The organism is Pseudoflavitalea sp. G-6-1-2, assembly GCF_012927185.1.
In the GTDB taxonomy this organism is placed as follows: Bacteria; Bacteroidota; Bacteroidia; order Chitinophagales; family Chitinophagaceae; genus Pseudobacter.
Map to the genome: position 1 here is coordinate 945,853 of NZ_JABBGB010000002.1, position 19,802 is coordinate 965,654.

Below are 19,802 nucleotides of genomic sequence, written 5' to 3' on the forward strand. Positions count from 1 at the left end.
GCTTTGTTAATAGGTTATTGATCAATCAAGTGAGGACAGCTCCTCAGGTAAGGGATGCAATGCATTTAACGGCCTGCATTTTTGATCACTTTAAATCCGCTTCTGCGTGTCACATTCAATCCATCCGGCCTTGCCGAATCAGGGAACAATGTGGCGATCACGAAATACACGCCATTCTGATATGGCGTCAGATCAAAGTAATCGATACGACAGCATCCATCGTAGTCGTATGTCTTTTTCTGCAGCACCTTGCCTGCAGCATCGGTGATCTGGATCTCCATCCGCCCCGTCTGGCGAACAAAGAAGTCCAGCTCAAATCTTCCCCTCGTTGGGTTAGGGAATAATCTGAAATCGTCTGGTTCGAAATAAACAATGAAGGGATCCTTGCCGATCTTGTCTGTACAGGGTTGCAGCACACCATGCGTTACGCGCAGTGAACTGTCGGGCGTAGCAAAATCGCTGATCAGCATCAGCTCGCCCAAACTCCACTCATACTGGTAATAAGAATCGGCGTTCTGGTAGGAACCTCCTGCAATATTGAACACCGATGGCGTTACCATCTGTGCCCGTGCAGGGGCCATGAATAGAAGGAACATCAATGCCAATACGAACCCTGACTTGTAAACATCTGTCATAAGCAGGATTGTTTAAAAGGTTAAAAATTGCTATCGGGCTATTAACCAGAGCAGGACACTGTAACAGGGTTATGTGAAAAGGAATACAAGGTCTTCCGTGAAAGGGACCTACAGGGCGAGAAATAATTATTAGGTATGGGGGCTAATTGGAAGAACGGCTACGGGGATTTGCCGTTCACATTTCAAAAGTAGCAAAAAAACATATTATAAAAAAGAGGTAGAAATACGGATAAATAAAACAGCGGCTCCGTAGTTCCCCTCAAAGAACCGCGGAGCCGCCTGCAGTATAGATTTCAGCGCTTAGTACGCTGTAAGAAGATTGGGATAATCTGTAATTATTCCGTTTACACCCAGCTTCACCAGCTTCTCTATTTCCGCTGCCGTGTTCACCGTCCAGGGAACCAGCTTCATGCCATGCCTGCGGCAGGCTTCTACTGTAGCGGTGGTTACGAGCTGAAAAGCCGGACTGTACACATCGGGTTTGAAGCCCAGTTCTTTCACGTTATCATCCACAGTAGCCTTTTCGTTTCCGGTAAGAAAACCAATGGTCACATTCGGGTATAGTTTCTTCGCTTCGCGAAGCGGACGCATATCGAAGGATTGCAGATAGAAACGATTGCCGATCTTTTTGCTGTTCACCACTTCCATCAACGCGCGCACCAGCACATCTGGTGCAGCAGGCTGATAGATGCCATCCATCTTTGGATTGCTCTTGATCTCGATATTGTAAATGGTGCCGGGCAGTTTATGAGAAGCGGTATAGGCTTCCACTGAATCGATCAGTTCACCCAGCAGCGGCATGTAGGTCGCCAGCTTCTGCTGTTGAGGAAAAGCTGTGTTGCCTTTCGATCCCACATCGATACTGCGGATATCTGAATAATTCATTTGATGCCAGGTATAGAGTTTGGCACTGTCTTTAGATACAGTATGTCCTCCGGGCAATAACGAAATAGCAGTGTTCACGTAAGGATCGTGTGCAATCAACACCTGCCCGTCTTTACTCAGGTACACATCCACCTCGATCATATTGGCGCCGGATTCGATGCCTTTGATCATCGCAGGAATAGTGTTCTCAGGCATCAGGCCGCGTGCTCCACGATGTCCTTCCTTATAAAAAGTTGGGAATCCTTTCGGATTGCCGGTGGATTGCTTTGATGTACCGCATGCTGCGAGGCAACCGAATGCGAGTACAGGAATTAATTGCTTCATGCTATTCAGATCTTAGTGTTGTAACAAGATGTAAAGACCAGCAGCTGCAGCGGCTCCGATAACCGGACCAATCACCGGTATCCATGCATAATCCCATCCACCTGGTCCTTTTGCGGGAATAGGAAGAATGGCGTGCATGATGCGCGGACCGAGATCACGCGCAGGATTGATGGCATAACCGGTAGTGCCGCCGAGCGACAAACCAATCACCCACACAAGAAATGCCACAGGCAATGCACCGATAGAACCCATGCCAATCGGCGTTTTCGGCATATCAGCCGAACCCAGCAGCGGATCTGAAAAGTAAAAGATGGTGAACACCAGTACGAATGTGCCGATGATCTCACTGATGAGATTCGAGAAATTATTTCTGATGGCAGGCGCTGTACAAAAAGTTGCCTGTATCGCACCTGCATCGGATGTTTCTTTGTAATGATCTTTGTAGAACAGCCAAACGAGAAATGCACCGAGCATAGCGCCGATCATCTGCGCCAGAATATAAGTAGGTACAAGGTTCCAGCTGAACTTTCCTGCGATGCTCAATCCGATGGTCACTGCCGGATTCAGATGCGCACCACTTGCGGCGCCACTCAATATCACCCCAACGAACACTGCGAGCGCCCATGCCGTGGTGATCACAATCCATCCTCCCCCATTGCCTTTTGTTTTATTGAGCACTACATTGGCAACAACACCGTTGCCCAGTAAAATGAGCACTGCCGTGCCAATGATCTCTGCGATAAATGCTGTCATAAAGGATTCAGTTTTGGGTATTGAACGTGAACAGAAAGATTAGTCTTCGGCCCAGGCTTTTGCTGCTTTGATGGCGCGGTTCCAGCCCTTGATCATACTGGCAGTATCAACTTTGCTGTCTGCTTCGAAGCTGCGGTTGATCTTCCATTGTTTCTGAATTTCTTCAGGGCTTTTCCAGACGTTGGTGGCAAGGCCCGCGAGATATGCCGCGCCAATTGCGGTAACTTCTGTGATCTCCGGACGAACTACTGTTGCCTGCAATATGTCGGCCTGGATCTGCATCAGCAGGTTGTTGGAAGTTGCTCCACCATCTACGCGCAGTTCTTTGATAGGCAGACCGGCATCGGCTTCCATGGCTTTCAGTACATCGATGGTCTGAAAGGCAATGCTCTCCAGTGCTGCACGTGCAATATGCGCAGCTTCCGTACCGCGTGTAATGCCCACCATTGTTCCGCGCGCATATTGGTTCCAGTGAGGAGCGCCCAATCCGGCAAATGCAGGAACGAGATAAACACCTCCGGTATCGGGTACTTTTTTCGCCAGCGCTTCTACATCACCCGACGAACGGATGATGCCCAATCCATCGCGCAGCCACTGCACTACAGCGCCGCCGATGAAGATGCTCCCTTCGAGTGCATATTGAACTTTGTCGCCGATTTTCCAGGCGATGGTCGTAACGAGATTATTCTTGCTCACGATTGGCTGATCCCCGATATTCATCAGCATGAAACAGCCCGTTCCGTAAGTATTCTTCACCATTCCTTTCTGTGTGCACATCTGTCCGAATAACGCTGCCTGCTGATCTCCCGCCACACCTGCAATGGGAATATCTGCCGTGAAGATCTGATGCGCAGTATGACCAAATACTTCACTGGAGTTCTTCACTTCAGGAAGCATGGATGCCGGAATATCGAGCAGCTTCAATAATTCATCATCCCATTGGAGATCGTGAATATTGTAGAGCATGGTTCTGCTGGCGTTGGTAACGTCGGTGGCATGCACTTTTCCGGAAGTGAGGTTCCAGATCAGCCAGCTGTCGATGGTACCGAATGCGAGTTCGCCGGCATTGGCGCGTTCGCGTGCACCTTTTACGTTATCGAGTATCCAGCGCACTTTGGTGGCGGAGAAATATGCATCTACGATCAGTCCGGTTTTCTGCTGAATCATGTCTGCATGTCCCTGCGCACGAAGCTGGTCGCAGAATTCAGCGGTACGGCGATCCTGCCATACGATGGCATTGTGCACCGGTTCTCCTGTTTTGCGATCCCACACCACCGTGGTCTCACGCTGATTGGTGATACCGATGGCATTGATATTCTTCGATTGCAGATTTGCTTTTACGATCGCTTCCGCAGCAACGGCCACCTGTGTACTCCAGATGTCGCGGGGATTGTGTTCTACCCAGCCCGGCTTCGGATAGATCTGCTGGAACTCTTTTTGCGCAAGGCTTACGATGGCTCCATGCTCATCGAAGATGATGGCTCTGGAACTGGTTGTGCCCTGATCGAGTGCAAGAATGTATGGCATATCGTAGCGTTTTTATATGTTGTCTTTGTTGATCGTTTACGCGATGGGAACTGTTGATTTATAGACACGCTTCCATCTGTCTGTTACTTCAACGGTTATCTCTTTCAGATTCGCAGGCACCTGCAAACGGAACAGGTGATCGGTTTTGTTGGGCTCTGCAAATCCGCGTGGCTTGGGCAGATCAGGTCCTTTGAGCGTGGCCACTGCCAGTGGATCGAAGCCCTTGAATTTCTCCGCTTTGATAACGGTATTGTCCGGCAGCCTGGTATTCACTTTCCATTCGGGATCGTAATTCCACACATTGATCACCACTTCTTTTTCGGTGGCAGAAACATCGTTCACAAATACACTGTACTGATAATCATCTTCCATGCCCGTTGGCTTGTATGTCCATGTAAGTTCATTGCCTTTCACTTTGTACACACCGTATCCGCAGGGTGTTCCATCGCCACAGATGGGGCCGGTCCACCATGCTCCGCATACCGTACCATGATTGTGTTCGAACACATTTCCGATGATCACATTGCGGTGGTAATGTGTGTGCCCGCTCATGATGTGCACGTTGCCCCTTCCTTTCAGAATCGCATAGAGATCGAGATTGTTCTTCACATCATTATGAACGGGGATATGCACGTTGAGGATCACCAGATGATCTTTTGGTACGAATTGCAGATCCTTTTCGAGCCAATCGAGTTGCTGCTGCGAAATGTATCCATCGTACTCTCTGTCTTTGCCAAGATAACGTACATCATCCATCACTACATAATGCGCTTTGCCGCGATTGAATGAGTAGTAAGTTGGACCGTACATTTTCTGGAAGGTATCATCACTCTGATCATCCCAACCCTTGTTGTAATCCATATCATGATTGCCGATCACCTGGAAGAACGGAATGCCCATGGCACCTACTGCTTCGTTGTAATCTGCAAAGAGCTCGTGATTATCCCAGACAATGTCTCCGACAGTGATGCCGTGAATGAGTGCATTGCTTCCCTGCGCCTGTACAAATTTTTGTACATCGGGTACGGAATTCGCCATCATCTTCGCCACATCTTTCTTCGTCTTCACCTGCGGGTCTGCCCAGATGATGAACTGGTGTTCATCATCATTCTGCGACAGTTTCTCCAGATCAAATTCAATTCCTTTTCTGGTGTTGATCTCCGAAACAAGTTTGTAATGCCGTGCTATACCATTTTGTTGCGGAAAGGCATAACCTGCAGGTGTGCTCACAAAAACCGCTACTGCATCGGCATGCAGATCGAATTCGAATTTGCCGGCGTTGCTGGTGGCTACCACACTGTATCCATCACTCACTACAACGTTGGCCAGCGCTTTCTTTCCGCTCTTCACCGTGCCTTTTATTTTCTTGTCCGAAACTGAAAATGCACTGGCTGTATTCCATCCTGCCACTACAATTCCGCCTGCCAGTAATCCTGCCTGTTGAATGAATTTTCTACGCTGCATTTTTGTCTTCCTGAGGTTTATTATGGGAATTGGTAAGATAGCGAACTTTTGAATTAAAGTGCTTTATGGATAGCGATATCTTCTATCGAAAGTCTTCCATTGTTAACAGTGGTAGACGACTTACCCAGTCCGCGTTTATTGATTCTGATACGTACATTTCCTGCAACATTTACCATAAACACGGCTTGTTTGGAACCACGGTCCGGCATGTCGCTTAATTCGGGCCCGGACTGTTTCCAGGTGGTGCCTCCATTGGTGGAATATTCCAGCTTCAATGTTGAAACAGGGTCGGTATAATATTTTCCGTAGAAGAATGTCACTTTGGAAATTCCTTCGGTGAGGTCGTAGTTCATTTGAAGCAAGCCATCGGAGGTAATGTCCTGTTGCATGCGGATGCATTGTTTACCGGGCACATTGTATTTGTCGCGCAGGAAAGTATTGCCTAAGATGGCGCGTAACAATTTCCAGTTCCCTGTATTGAGATCGATGTCGTTCTTAACACCGCCCATATCGTATGATCCTTTCTTTGAAGCATCAGGAACTTCGAAGCTTTCAGGGAATTTATCATACAACGAACCGGCTACAAAATTGATATCGGCTGCATTGCGCAGAGACAGTGTTCTCTTTCCGCCTTCTGCAGAGTAAATGCCTGTGAAACCAGCGTTTGCCGGAATAGTGCTTCCTGCAAAATCTGCATCGGCTCTTGTGATGAGCGTAAGATCTCCGCCGGTATTATCGAACATCGTATGACTGCCCGCGAAAGTGCCGCCAGCCGCATAATCCGTAAGGTTTGCATGCACAGTAACGAGGGTCGATTCGTAATCATCCGGCGTGAGCGCAAGCATCGCCATGGTTACAGTGCGGATGGTAACTTTTGCATTGGTTGCCAGTTTTGTGATCTTCTCAGACTTCACATTCGACAGCACCAGACGGCCATCTTCCCTGCTGAGTTTTGCTCCTTCGAGACCAATAGAAATAGAATCACCAGGAGCAACAGCTACAGCAGCGCCACCAAGATCAACAACAATACCTCTGGTAATATCACCTACCTGATTGGAAGTAACCACATCTCCCTGCATCACAAAAGTGCCGGGTGCGATATTCTTTGCATTCGCATCTGATGTAACCACACCATATACTTTACTTGCTCCATCGAGCACTTCTCTGTCGATGGTAATGGGCTGGCCTTTGTATATGTCGCGAACAACCGATACACTCGCAAAATCGCTGGCAACACCTTCGGACGGATTGATATCTTTTTTTAAGCAGGATGCAAATGTGGTGAGCCCTGCCATCAATAAACTGTATTGTAAGATTTTCATTGTTCTTTTTTTAAAGTGAATAACTGCAAGGATTATTTATTCCACCACACTTTGGAGTTGATGTCGTCACCACCCATTGCTGCAGCTGCTTTCTCGTAGTTGGTTCTGTTGAGCGACTGAACAGAAACCGGATATTTGAGACGTGAAGGCATCTGCCCGTTATTGGATAAACCAGGTCCTTTGGGAAGATTGGGATACCCCGTTCTTCTGTATTCGAACCACATCTGAAAATCGGTAAAGAAGTAAGTAAAATATTTCTGTGTAATGATCTTTTCCAGTTTCTTTTCCGGCAATTCAGCAGCATCCCATGCCACACCTGGTCTTTGAAGGTGGCCTGCCGGAACAGTCAGGTTCCAGAAAGTGATGGCATTGGTAACGCCATTTTCATACAGCGTTTTGGCATCACCTCCGGTATAACCTTTCAGCGCAGCTTCTGCCAGCATAAACTGCAGTTCGGAATAGTTGATGATATTGCCCAGCAGCGGCTCATTTTTCAGTGTCACTTTGTACGTGCTCATTCTTTCGGGAATAGCGCCGGGGAGGTATCCGCTCGGAATGCCTTCAAAAACACCACCTGCCTGATTGGCCCATGCGTCTCTGCGCGGATCTTCCCAATCGTTGAGTGTATTGATGAAGAAGCGCGAAAGACCATTATCTCCGTTGAAATCGAAATCCCTGTAAGTATTGAAGGCGCTTACAAAAGGAGCAATACCGGTGAAACGAAGCACTGCAGATTCTGCATTGCTGGCGAACATCGGATAGCTGCTCTTTTTGGTATCGCAGATCTCTTTGATCCTGGCAACAGCATTTGTTTCAGGCTTTGACGATACGCGCAGCAACAGACGCAGATAAAGCGTATTGCCGAATTTTCTCCAGGCAGCCTTGAATGCGTTGGAAGCCGCCGTAGCAGCGTTTGCATCGGTAGCCATATTGGCCACGATGGCTTTACCGTAGATCGGATCTCTGCCGATGATCTCCGCGTTGTATGCTTTATCTGTCTGAAGCAGCGTGTTGGCTTCTTCCATTTTAACCAGCAGGTCTGTATAGATGTCTTTCTGTGAATCGAATTTCGGCTGATAGATGCTATTGGTATATCCTTTCAGCGCTTCGGAGTAAGGAACATCTCCATAGGTATCGGTAAGCAATGAATACACCCATGCTTCGAGAATGCGTGAAATGCCCTTGAATGCAGGATCGTCCAGCTTCTGAGCCACATCATACATGGTGCGGATATTCAGCAGTTGAACATACCAGTTGTTCCACATATAATCGCTTTCTGAAGGCCGGATGATGTAACGATGTATCTCATCGGAGTTGGAAGTTGTTACATGCACCTGCATCAGTTCGTTGGTGATGCGGAGCGCTCTTGTTTGGTTTCTTGTAACTACGTCGTAGAGCGCAGATTCGAGCAGCGATTCCGGCGTGGTTTGATTAACCGTGTTAGGGTTGGTATTGATATTTTCGAATCCTTTATTGCAGCTCATCATTCCCATTCCGGAGACCATCAGAGCTGACAACAGTTGTATCTTGAGTTTCATGATTGCAGATTTTGAGTGAAGATTAGAATCCAAGCAGCAACGACATACCGATGCTGCGTGTTGAAGGGAATTGCCCGATCTCGAAGCCGGCTGTAACGGTTCCATCATTCAGTGTTCCGAATTCAGGATCGAATGCAGGCCAGTTGGAGATCACCATCAGGTCGCGTCCGTAGAGCCCGAAAGTGGCGCGTTGCAATCCCAGCTTCTTCACCAGAGATGGCGAGAACGTATAATCGATCCTCATCTCTCTCCATTTGATAAAGTCTGTGTTGAAAGTGTTGGCTTCTACGTTATCTCTGTTGAAATGCGCATCGTAATAAGCCTGAATATTGGTAACCACTTTGGTATTGGGAACGTATTTTCCATCAGGCGTCATCACCACACCGTTTCCGATGATGCCGTTGTCGCGGCCGGGAAGTGTTTTGGTAAGCTTGCCTTCTTCAGCAAGTACCGCATGCGTGAGTGAATAACCCATGCCACCGAACTGACCATCGAACAGGAAGCTCATGCCCCAGTTCTTCCATTTCAGGTTACTGCTGAAGCTGGCTTTCCAGTCGGGGTTTACGTTACCGAGATACTTCACTGTTTCTGTTTTCAGAGGAAGTCCCTGATCGTTGTAGATAATCTGACCGTCCGGAGCACGCTGGTATCCGAGGCCGTAAAGGTCACCTATTCTGCCGCCGGGTCTTGCTTCCTGAGAACCGCGGTTGGCGGGGCCTGTAGACAATACGTAAGTATCCACACCATCAGCCAGGCCTATAATTCTGTTCCGGTTGGTAGAGAATGTACCGAGCAATGTAACGTTAAGGCCTTTGGCAGTTTTGATCACATTGGCATTGGCAGAAATTTCGATACCGATATTGCGCAGTTCACTTGCATTGGTTACGAGCGAATAATATCCTGATGCACGATCGATTGGCACATTGATGATATCATCCATCGTGTGGTTGTTGTAGAACGTGAAATCGAGCCCGTACCTGTTCTTCGCAAACCGAAGATCCATGCCCGCTTCAAAACTTCTCACCTTGAATGGTTTCAGGCCATCCTTCGGAATAGAGCTTGGATTGGTAAGTCCTCCGGGGTAACCAGTTGCAGAATAATTGTATGCCGTCTGATAAGGACTATATGCACCACCTCCTACTTCTGCCACCGATGCGCGGAGTTTCAGGTACGAAATGATGGAAGGCATTTTGAATCGCTCACTCAATACAGTGCTCAGGTTCACAGATGGATAGAAGAATCCTGTATTCTCCAGACTTGTTGGTGTGGCCAGGGTACTTGCCCAGTCGTGCCGTGAAGTCATATCGAGGAAGATCCAGCCATCCCATTCAAACTGCGCCAGCGCATAGATGCTGTTCACTTTGAATTCAGCGCGGTAAGGATATGGCTGCACCTGCACTTTGCTGTTGGCAAATGAGTACACACCGGGGTAGAGCAATTTATCTGCTCTCAGTTCATCTTTCTGGTAGCGGTTACTCATGTTGGATCCGCCCAATGTGGCTACCAGATTGAATTTGCTGGTTACTTTCTTAGCATACCGCAACATGAAATCGTGGTTCATTTCCTGAGAGAAAATATGCTGCGTGCGGAACATGCCATCTACAAACTTCTGTGATCCTTTCGGACGCTGCTGTGCACGCTGCTCCGAAGAGTAGTCCAGTGAAGAACGAACCATCAGAGAGAGATCTTTATTGAAACTGTAAGTAGCAGATACGTTACCGATCACATTGTTTCTATTGCTTTTGTTCAGCATCTCGTATGCCTGCAGATAAGGGTTGTCGAGCAGAGAGCTGAAAGGTCTTGTCTGTTCTTCCTGTTCTTTACCGGGTACCCAATAATCTTTAAACCAGTTGATGTTCATGTTGGGAGTAAGGCCCCTGATGAAGTACATGATGGTTTGGTTATTGTAACCGGTAGAAGGCAGGTTATCGCTGTACTTGTTGGTATAGTTCATCTTCACCGCCATTTGCAGCTTGTCGGTGAGTTTATGATTGAGCGATGCTGCTACGGTGTTTCTTTTGTAACCGGTGTTGGGAATAATCCAGGTATTGCTGAGATTGGTATATGCGAGACGTGCAGAAGTATTTTTCGATCCGCCTTCGAGTGTGATGGTGTTGGTGAAAGTATTTCCTGTTTCGAAGAAATCGTTCCTTGCACTCTTGTAAGGTACCCACTCTGTTCTTGTTTCACCTTTCGTTCTGGTGACAGGATCGTACTGGTAATATTTCTGACCATTGAATTTGGGTCCCCATGAAGAACTGGTGCTGCGTGTGCTTGGTCCATCTTCAGAATCGTTGTAGGAGTACCAGGTATTTTGTCCTGCTGCACCCTGACCGTATTCGTATTGATAATCGGGCCAGCGGTTGATCTGGTCGAAGCTGAGATTGGAATTGATGGTAACACCCATTCCGCGCGTATTGGATTTACCAGACTTGGTGGTAATGATCACGGCGCCGTTTGAGCCGCGTGCACCATAGAGAGCAGCTGCACCCGGACCTTTCAGAAACGTCACACTTTCAATGTCTTCAGGATTTATATCGTTGAGGCTGGTACCGAAATCCACGGGAGATTCGTTCTGGAGATAAGAGCTGCTGCCCGTACCCGTCATAGTGCCGCTTGCTCCGTTTGTAACCACACCATCCACCACAATGAGTGCATCGTTGTATCCGGTGAGGGTTTTATCGCCACGGAGCGAAATGCGGTTTGTACCTGCCGGGCCGCCACCTGATTTCAGCAGGCTGAGGCCAGCTACTTTTCCCTGGAGGGAGTTAGTCCAGTTATTGCTCATGGCATCGGTCAGTTCTTCCGTTCCGAGCTTTGTAACAGAATAGCCCAGCGCCTTCTCATCGCGTTTGATACCAAGTGCAGTAACAACAACGCTTTCCATTTCATTGCTCGACGAAAGCAATTGAATGGAAATGGTATTGTCTTTACTCACTTTTATTTCGCGGTTCTTGTATCCAACTGCGGAGATGATCAGTGTTTCTCCTTCAGCAGCAGAGAGGCTGAAGTTTCCTTTTTCGTCGGTAGTGGTTCCGCGGCTGGTACCTTTAACTACCACACTGATGTTAGAAAGGGGCTTATTGTCAGCGGGATTGATAATGGTTCCGCTGATCTTTTTTTGCTGGGCCAGCACAACAGTGCAGACCATCACGAACAAGGCGCTCAGCAGCATACGCATACAGAGCCTGCCCGCAGCAATCGTTTTTCTGTTCATAAGCAATAAATGGTTAAGAGTTGGAGTTCTAAACATCATGTATATACGCTATTTTGATTTCGTTGCAAAAATCCAAACTGCGTGTTACCTGATTGTTAAGAACGGCAATTATTTCATTAAAAAACCGAAACAATTCTTTTGCTGAAACACAGCACACACAAGGGTTTCAGCCGATCACAAATATTGACCAACCAAAGCCCTTGCACCACTCTTTCTATGCTTCGTTACTTACTTCAGCAAATATTTTTCAGCCAGTTTTTTATATGATCGTACCTGCTCACTAATCCATTCTTCATCTTTACCCATTACATCGGCCATAACAGCCGCTACATCGGGTGCGATTCTGATGCTTTCCTGTGCATCGAGCAGCAATGCTCTGGTTCTTCTGCTCAATACATCTTCTACAGTCCTTGCCATTTCTTCGTTCACGGCCCACAACACCTGTGCTTTGTGGATCTTCAGCGATTCGCTGATCCAGATGCCTGCATCGCCGTTCATCATTCCTCTGATGCGATGCGCATCGCTGCCATACACAGCGAATGGATCTTCTTCATTGATGCTGTTGGTGTATCCGTGAATATGCATGGCCGGTGTGGCAGATTTTTTCTTCTCCCAGTGGAGTTCCGTTTCTATTCTTGAAACCATATCCTCCCCCATCTTTCTGTAGGTGGTCCACTTACCACCGAGGATGGTAAAGAGTTTCGATTGGCTCACCATTATCTTGTGGCTGCGGGAAATCTCTTTTGTCTTCTGTCCTTTTGCAGGCGCGGCCAATGGTCGCAATCCGGCAAACACACTCAGCACATCGCTGCGTGTTGGCTTCTCCGTAAAATATTGTCCGGCTGTATCGAGTATGAAAGCGATTTCTTTTTCCAGTGCGAGTGGTTCGAGTGATGCTGTTTCCACTGGCGTATCGGTGGTTCCCACTACTACTTTGTTATGCCAGGGAACTGCAAATAATACACGCCCATCGCTGGTTTCGGGGATCATCAGCGCCTGTTCAGCAGGATAGAATTTCTTATCCAGCACCAGGTGTGTACCCTGACTCACAGTAATGGTTTTCGATGCAGCGGGATTATCCATTTGCAGAATATCATCTACAAATACACCAGTTGCATTCACTACTGCTTTTGCACGTACTTTATATGTGCGCAGGGTTTCTGTATCGATGCATTCTACTCCGGCGATCTGCTGACAGTCTCTGATGAGACCGGTTACTTTGATGTAATTGAATGCAAGTCCACCATGTTCGTAGATGCTTTGTGCGAGGTTCACGGCGAGCCGCGAATCGTCGAACTGACCATCGTGATACAATACGCCGCCGATCAATCCTTCTGATTTTATATTCGGCAATCTGCGAATGGTGTCTTCGCGGGAGATGAATACGGAAGAGCCGAGGCTGAGTCTTCCGGCGATCCAGTCATAGACTTTCAGGCCGATGGTATATTTGAGACGATCCCAGAAATTGTATAACGGAATAATGAAAGACTGATTCTTTACGAGGTGCGGTGCATTCCGGTAAAGGAGTCCGCGTTCGATGCTGGCTTCGCGCACCAGTTTCACATTACCCTGAGCGAGGTAGCGAACGCCTCCATGCACCAGTTTGGTGCTGCGGCTGCTGGTGCCTTTGGCAAAATCTGCCTGTTCGAGCAGCACGGTTTTGTAACCACGGGTGGCGGCTTCCATTGCAATGCCCAGTCCGGTTGCGCCTCCGCCGATCACGGCAAGGTCCCAGGTTTCTGCGCTTTCCAGCTGTTGCAGAAATACTTTCCGGCGGGCGTCATCATGGAAGGAAGAGAGGTTCATCAGAGCCAGTTTTTGATCTTTGCGCTTTCGTTTGCAAATTTCGAAACAAAACGAAAACAACAAAACGAAAGTAAAAGCAATTTTCGAAAGCACAAAGGAAATGTCCCGAAACTTATTATCCCCGGCTTTTCCACAGCCTGAATGCTTTACAATTTCATAACGTGCTGGTTTTTAAAATTTATGAGGGATATTTGCTAAACTGCTTCCTTTCATTTAACTTGAACCAAACCGATCGGTTTCGTTTTTTCTGATCGAAAACCTGAAATAAGCTATGCTCAATATAACAGAACGCCATCAGCATATCCTTACCCGCCTCCAGGCGGAGGGTTCTGTCACAGTACTGGATCTTTGCCGCGAGCTCAATGTTTCATCCGTAACAATCCGAAAGGATCTAAAACTTCTGGAAGATAAAAACCTGCTCTTTCGAACGCATGGTGGCGGCACTATGCACAATCCTTACACGGTAGACAAACCGGTGAATGAGAAGGAAAAGATCCGTTCTGCAGAAAAAACACGCATAGCCATTGCCGGTGCTTCGCTCATCGAACCGGACGATTGCATCATCATCGCATCGGGCACCACGGTTCAGGCATTGGCCAAACATATTCATCCCATCAGCTCACTCACGGTAGTAACCGCTGCGCTGAATGTAGCGCTGGAACTGATCCGCCATCCGGAAATCGAAGTGATTCAGCTGGGAGGGTTGCTCCGCAAAAGCTCATCCTCGGTTACTGGTCCATATTCAGAAAAGATCCTGGGCGACCTCAGTTGCAATAAATTATTTCTTGGTGTGGATGGCATCGATATCGAATTCGGTCTCACCACCACCAATGCGATGGAAGCGCACCTGAACAGAAAGATGATCGAGACGGCACAGAAAACGATAGTGCTGGCCGACAGTTCCAAATTCGGCAAGCGCGGATTCGGAAGAATATGTGGATTGGAAGATGTGGAAGAGATCATTACAGACAGCGGCATTTCGGACCATACAGTTAAAACATTACAGGGTATGGGCATCGCTGTAACGATAGTCTAACCGCAATTTCGTATATTCGCTGCATGAAACGCTGGCTGATCATATGTGTTACATGCATGCTCGCGCTCTGTGCAAACGCAGCGCGGTATGATCGCGCAAAACAGCCACCAGCGGCAATTCCCGGCTATTACACAATCGGGTTATCCGCTCCTAAAAAAGCGTTCTTCGCTCCTGTAAAGAGCCATTCACATCACAATCGGTCCGAAACCGTTCACCGGGATAACTGCAACAGGTCGGTATCGCAATGCAGAACAAACGGTAACGACAATATCATCAGCGGACATGCATTGCCGTTAGCACTGATACCCTGTACCCGTTCGCAGCACACATGCCATGAGCTTCCGGCATTTACCCGAACCCTGAGCAGGTTGCTGCTTTTCCCCAATCATTATTTCTGGTAGTGCATCGCGCCACATACTGCTTCTAACCTTAGTGCAACCCAAGTTTTAACAGATCAATTCACGCGAATGACGCATCTGCCATATTTGATTATGGATCTGGCTCTGATCCTTGGAGCCGCAGCCATTGTAACATTACTATTCAAGAAATTAAAGCAGCCATTGGTGCTGGGCTATATCATTGCAGGCTTTTTTGTAGGCCCGCATTTTCACTGGCTGCCCACCGTATACGAATCTTCCAACATTCAGATATGGGGCGAGATCGGCGTGATCTTTCTGCTGTTCAGCCTGGGTCTCGAATTCAGTTTCAAGAAACTGATCAAGGTAGGCGCTCCGGCATCCATCACCGCTGTATTTGAAGTGGTGGCCATGATTGCACTCGGTTTCGGTACCGGCAAACTATTAGGCTGGAACAATATGGACAGTCTCTTTCTCGGAGGCATTTTGTCCATTTCCTCCACCACCATCATTCTTCGCGCATTCGATGAATTGAATGTTAAAACACAACGTTTTGCTTCACTGGTTTTCGGAGCACTGATCGTAGAAGATCTCGTAGCCATCGTATTATTGGTATTGCTGAGTACACTCGCACTGAGTCAGCAGTTTGCAGGAACCGAAATGCTGCTCTCCGTTCTGAAACTCGTATTCTTCCTGGTGATCTGGTTTGCCTCCGGCATCTTTTTCCTTCCCAGCATATTGAAGAAAACAAAGAAGCTGATGAACGAAGAAACGCTGCTGGTGGTTTCATTGTCGCTTTGTCTGCTGATGGTTTGGTTTGCAAGTGCGGTGGGCTTCTCCCCTGCCCTTGGCGCCTTCATCATGGGATCGATTCTGGCAGAAACCACACAGGCAGAGAAGATCGAACACCTGGTGAAACCCGTGAAAGATCTTTTCGGCGCCATCTTCTTCGTATCGGTAGGTATGATGATCGAACCGGCCATGCTGGTGAAATACGCAGGTCCCATTGCATTGATCACCGTGATCACCATTGTAGGTAAGGTAACCAGCACCACTTTCGGTGCGTTGTTATCCGGACAATCACTGCAAACCTCCGTGCAGGCTGGCTTCAGCCTTGCGCAGATCGGTGAGTTCTCGTTCATCATTGCTACACTCGGTCTCACCCTGAAAGTAACCAGCGGATTCCTTTATCCGATTGCGGTGGCGGTATCTGCAGTAACAACACTAACTACACCATTCCTCATAAAGAGCAGCAAACCTTTTTACAAATGGCTGGAAAGAATACTTCCTGATAAAGTGCTGAATGCCTTATCTGGCATGGGTTCCAAAGCCAAAGAAAGTCTGAGCGCCTGGAATCAGGTGGTGCGCTCAACACTCGTAAGCACCTTCCTCATTTCCATGCTGCTGGTTTGTATTGTGATGGTATCGGCAGAGTATGCATTGCCTTATATCAAAGGCCATTTCAGTGATGGCTCATGGGTTAAATGGGCAACGGCATTTCTCACGTTGTTGCTGATGCTTCCGTTTCTGTATGCACTGGCGGTGCGCAATACCAATTCTGCTGCCTATCGTGAAGTGATCAAGAGCAACAGGTACAATGGACGACTCAACCTCATCCACTTCTTCAGACTGATCATTGCCGGCAGTTTCATCGGTTTTCTGATGCATCGTTTCTTCTCATTCGAAGCCGGATTGATCTCAGTAATTGTAATCGGAGTGATCATCGGGATATTCAATAAGAAGATCCGCAAATTCTACGACCGTATCGAAGCGCGGTTCATCTCCAACTTCAATGAACGTGAGTTGGCAGCAGCGGAAAAAAATCGCTCGGAGCTGGCGCCATGGGATGCACACATTGCGCCGCTGGAGCTGCATCCGGAATCACCGGTTATTGGAAAAACCTTACTGGAACTGCATTGGCGCGAACAGCTCGGCATAAATGTAGTACTGATCAAACGGGGTGATATCAGCATCACTGCTCCGGGCCGCGATGAGCGTGTGTATCCCGGTGATGAATTATTTGTTCTTGGAAGCGATGCACAGATCAAAAGACTGCAGGCGATTATAAGACCAGTAAAACATCCTGATGAAGAAAACGTTGCACCGATCGATGTGGTGCTACGTGAGTTTGTGATTGATGAGCACTCGCCGCTGCTGAATAAAACTATCCGGGGATCAGGCATACGCGAAAAGATAAAAGGGATTGTGGTAGGTGTTGAGAGAATAGATCAACGCATCTTAAACCCTGAATCGTTTTTTGAATTTCAGCTGAACGATGTTGTATTTGTGGTGGGCGAAGCCAGGCTGATCCATAAATTATTGCATCCCCCGGAAAAAGCAGACAGATAATCCTTTCAAAATACAAAAGCCGCGTGAGGAGTGCTGAGCACTTTCACGCGGCTTTTCTTTATGCGAATCATTTCTTTTTCATCTCAGTTTTCAGCAATGCATACACTTGCTGAAATTGCTCCTTTACTGCATCTGCACTATTCCAGATTGCAGGGAAATCGCCATATGAAGGATACGCTCTCCCTGCATAATGTCCTTTAAAATACAGGCTGGAGGCTGCTACGGGAGCGGGTTCCCGCTTCAAACCGTTCGGATAGGCCCCATAGACTGTGTGAAACACGCCTGCATATACGAGCTCATTGTTTCTGACGAGATAGCATTCATCCTGCGAGCGATTGGGCTTAACATCAAACCCGATAGTCAGCATCAGCAAACTATCACCTTCAAATACGAACGCTCGGTATTCCCATTTTGCCACATATGTTTTCTGATTGCGGATGATCTTCTTCGTAAACTTTTTCCCCGGCACATTATCTGAAGTACTCATGCAATAATTCCAGAGACTGTCTATTTTTCTGTGATACACATGATCTGTTTCCTGCGCCATGCTTACCGCAAAACTGATAATAAACAAGAGTGACAGGACCAATCGCTGTTTCATCGGCAATGCACATGATTATTTCTTAACTGATGGTTTACGGGCCGGAGATTTTACAGCTCCTGCTTTCTTCTTCACAGCAGTTTTTTTCTTCGGTGCAGCAGGCGGGCCTTCGGGTACAGCATAAGTGGCATCAACTGCAGAATCCGTCACAATTTCAGCCGGATAAGCTGCTGAATCCATATCATTGTAAACCGGCTCCACATAGGCTGTGTAATCTTTCGGTACTTCAAAAACAGAATCAGGAAAAACCTCTGGTTTCACTGAAGTTGCCTGGATGGTCATTGTATCGGAACTGGCGCTGTCGCTGTATGATTTCAGCTGATCAATAATACTGATTCCCAATACGATCTGATTATCATGAATCATACACAGCTCCATGTTTTGCAGATATTTTACAGGAACCGGATAACGCAGGTCTTTGGAAGGAAACAACCACACTTTTCCAATCTTGGCCATCACGGCATTAAGCACAGAATACCCTGCATCAGCCAGATTGAATGTATTCACTTTATATCCTGCAATCTCGGTGGGGCCAACAAATTCCCGATTGCTTTCGGTGTTGATAAGCGGCTTCGCCTTGAATGTTTTTTCGTCTGCTCTCAGTGTGTACATCATTCCGGAGTCGAGTCTGATCAGCAGATCATCCATTTCTTCGCGTGCTGCATTCGTTGCAACAATACGGATGGCATTCTTCCCAAAACGCACCGAGAGATCAGGAGCTTTGTCCCTGGTGGTCGACTTCGAAGTCTGACTGTACAGAATAGTTCCCTCAAAACGCTGCTGGGCGTATGCTCCCATAAAACCAGCTACCATAGAAAACACAAGGATCAATTTCTTCATAGATTATTTATTATTCCGGTACAAAAGTACACGCATTATGGTAGTTTCATATCCCTGCAATCAGTGATATGAAAGAAACTGCCATGGTTTATTTTTGATACATTAATCAGGCACACCTAAAGATGATGAAGGAAACAGTCTCCATACTCAACGACCACGACATACGCAGTTTTCAGCTGGAAATCAAAAGAAAGAAACTTACAGTGAGATCGTTACTGATCGTTTTCCTGTTCTTTCTTGCTTTCGCCCTGTATATATTGATAGGAACTGTGCAGGAAATAATCGAGGGGACAGATATACTTTTTTACTTCTCTGCGATCGGTTTGTTTTTGCTTGTCTGTCTCTTCTTCTCTGCACGAAAACTCTATAACCTGCAACAGGCCTGCCATTCAGGATCAAAAACCGTCTACTCCGGCATTATTAAAAGCCTGCAGATAAAAGGGCCTAACAAACTCATCTACAATATCAGCGGGCAATCGGTATTGGTAGATCTTCCCGCACCACTGGCAGGAATCATAGGTGCCAACTCTCTGCTTGATACAGAGATCAAACTTTCAGTTTTCCCGCTTCGGTCTGGCAGGAACTTTTTTCTGAGCGTTGATTACCCAGGATATATGACAGCTACAGCATCCATCGTACCATTCGGGGATGATGACAGAACCCAGTTCGAAAAGCAACTGAAAGCTGAACCATGGGCAAGTCTCAGGATCACCGGATATATTCTTGCGGCTTTGGTTGTGTTTTTATTGCTGATCAAAGGCGCTGAATTCTGGTTCTTTATCCTCGGCGTATTTGCACTCATCTATGGAATTGTTTTATGGTTGACCGTAGCAGGAACCCGTATTCTGCGGAAAACAAAAGAGAAACAGGTGGTAACCGGAACCATTACTGAGTCACTTTACTTCAAACACAAAGTGGGCAGATATGGTGGATGGAGCTATTCAACCTGGTACAGAATCGGTAATGATTTGTATCATGGAATACCGGGCGACAAGGGATCGCTGAAACCTGGTGAACAGTACAGAATTGAATACTACTTAGATAAGAAAAGAAAACGCGGATCGATTTTTCAGATTCAAAAATTGTAGACAGTTATCCTATTGCTTTTGCTGCCGGGCATTGGTTTAACGGATTTTCTCCGGCATCTTC

The 19,802-nt window shown here is 47.3% G+C and carries 15 protein-coding genes; 4 read left to right on the top strand and 11 right to left on the bottom strand.

Going from position 1 to position 19,802, the window contains the following annotated elements; translation table 11 throughout:
• Positions 1–65: 65 nt before the first annotated feature.
• The 9 genes from HHL16_RS13450 to HHL16_RS13490 form a co-directional block, all read right to left on the bottom strand.
• Positions 66–635: a T9SS type A sorting domain-containing protein gene (locus HHL16_RS13450; protein ID WP_169425712.1), complete on the bottom strand. Its 570-nt coding sequence runs from the start codon at positions 633–635 to the stop codon at positions 66–68.
• Between the two features lie 300 nt (positions 636–935).
• Complete coding sequence (locus HHL16_RS13455) at positions 936–1,844, bottom strand: glycerophosphodiester phosphodiesterase family protein (protein ID WP_169425713.1); 909 nt, start codon at positions 1,842–1,844, stop codon at positions 936–938.
• Between the two features lie 12 nt (positions 1,845–1,856).
• The gene (locus HHL16_RS13460) at positions 1,857–2,597 is read right to left on the bottom strand and encodes an MIP/aquaporin family protein (RefSeq protein ID WP_169425714.1); all 741 of its coding nucleotides are present in this window, start codon (positions 2,595–2,597) and stop codon (positions 1,857–1,859) included.
• Between the two features lie 39 nt (positions 2,598–2,636).
• Positions 2,637–4,124, bottom strand: a complete 1,488-nt coding sequence (gene glpK / locus HHL16_RS13465) for a glycerol kinase GlpK (RefSeq protein ID WP_169425715.1) — start codon at positions 4,122–4,124, stop codon at positions 2,637–2,639.
• A 36-nt stretch (positions 4,125–4,160) separates the two neighbouring features.
• Positions 4,161–5,588, bottom strand: a complete 1,428-nt coding sequence (locus tag HHL16_RS13470; protein ID WP_169425716.1) for a calcineurin-like phosphoesterase family protein — start codon at positions 5,586–5,588, stop codon at positions 4,161–4,163.
• 53 nt (positions 5,589–5,641) lie between these two features.
• Positions 5,642–6,910, bottom strand: coding sequence for a DUF5689 domain-containing protein (locus tag HHL16_RS13475; protein WP_169425717.1), 1,269 nt, complete (start codon positions 6,908–6,910; stop codon positions 5,642–5,644).
• A gap of 32 nt (positions 6,911–6,942) precedes the next feature.
• On the bottom strand, positions 6,943–8,448 hold the full coding sequence (locus HHL16_RS13480) for a SusD/RagB family nutrient-binding outer membrane lipoprotein (RefSeq protein WP_169425718.1): 1,506 nt from the start codon (positions 8,446–8,448) through the stop codon (positions 6,943–6,945).
• Between the two features lie 22 nt (positions 8,449–8,470).
• A complete protein-coding gene (locus tag HHL16_RS13485; RefSeq protein ID WP_169425719.1) occupies positions 8,471–11,665 on the bottom strand; it encodes a SusC/RagA family TonB-linked outer membrane protein in 3,195 nt (1,064 codons plus the stop codon).
• Between the two features lie 228 nt (positions 11,666–11,893).
• Complete coding sequence (locus tag HHL16_RS13490) at positions 11,894–13,471, bottom strand: glycerol-3-phosphate dehydrogenase/oxidase (protein ID WP_169425720.1); 1,578 nt, start codon at positions 13,469–13,471, stop codon at positions 11,894–11,896.
• Positions 13,472–13,742: 271 nt separating this feature from the next.
• Between HHL16_RS13490 and HHL16_RS13495 the strand changes: the two genes are divergently transcribed.
• The 3 genes from HHL16_RS13495 (at position 13,743) to HHL16_RS13505 (ending at position 17,212) form a co-directional block, all read left to right on the top strand.
• The gene (locus tag HHL16_RS13495; protein WP_169425721.1) at positions 13,743–14,507 is read left to right on the top strand and encodes a DeoR/GlpR family DNA-binding transcription regulator; all 765 of its coding nucleotides are present in this window, start codon (positions 13,743–13,745) and stop codon (positions 14,505–14,507) included.
• Positions 14,508–14,530: 23 nt separating this feature from the next.
• The gene (locus tag HHL16_RS13500; protein WP_169425722.1) at positions 14,531–14,908 is read left to right on the top strand and encodes a hypothetical protein; all 378 of its coding nucleotides are present in this window, start codon (positions 14,531–14,533) and stop codon (positions 14,906–14,908) included.
• A gap of 66 nt (positions 14,909–14,974) precedes the next feature.
• Positions 14,975–17,212, top strand: coding sequence for a cation:proton antiporter (locus HHL16_RS13505; RefSeq protein ID WP_169425723.1), 2,238 nt, complete (start codon positions 14,975–14,977; stop codon positions 17,210–17,212).
• A gap of 67 nt (positions 17,213–17,279) precedes the next feature.
• Here the strand turns inward: HHL16_RS13505 and HHL16_RS13510 are convergent, their stop codons facing one another.
• Positions 17,280–17,759 (bottom strand): hypothetical protein, encoded by a 480-nt coding sequence (locus tag HHL16_RS13510; RefSeq protein ID WP_169425724.1) that lies wholly within the window; start codon positions 17,757–17,759, stop codon positions 17,280–17,282.
• Positions 17,760–17,828: 69 nt separating this feature from the next.
• On the bottom strand, positions 17,829–18,653 hold the full coding sequence (locus HHL16_RS13515; RefSeq protein ID WP_169425725.1) for a hypothetical protein: 825 nt from the start codon (positions 18,651–18,653) through the stop codon (positions 17,829–17,831).
• Positions 18,654–18,775: 122 nt separating this feature from the next.
• On the opposite strand from HHL16_RS13515, the gene HHL16_RS13520 reads away from it, so the two are divergent.
• Positions 18,776–19,741 carry a hypothetical protein gene (locus HHL16_RS13520; RefSeq protein WP_169425726.1) on the top strand — a complete coding sequence of 322 codons (966 nt, stop codon included), beginning with the start codon at positions 18,776–18,778 and terminating at the stop codon, positions 19,739–19,741.
• Positions 19,742–19,802 lie beyond the last annotated feature (61 nt).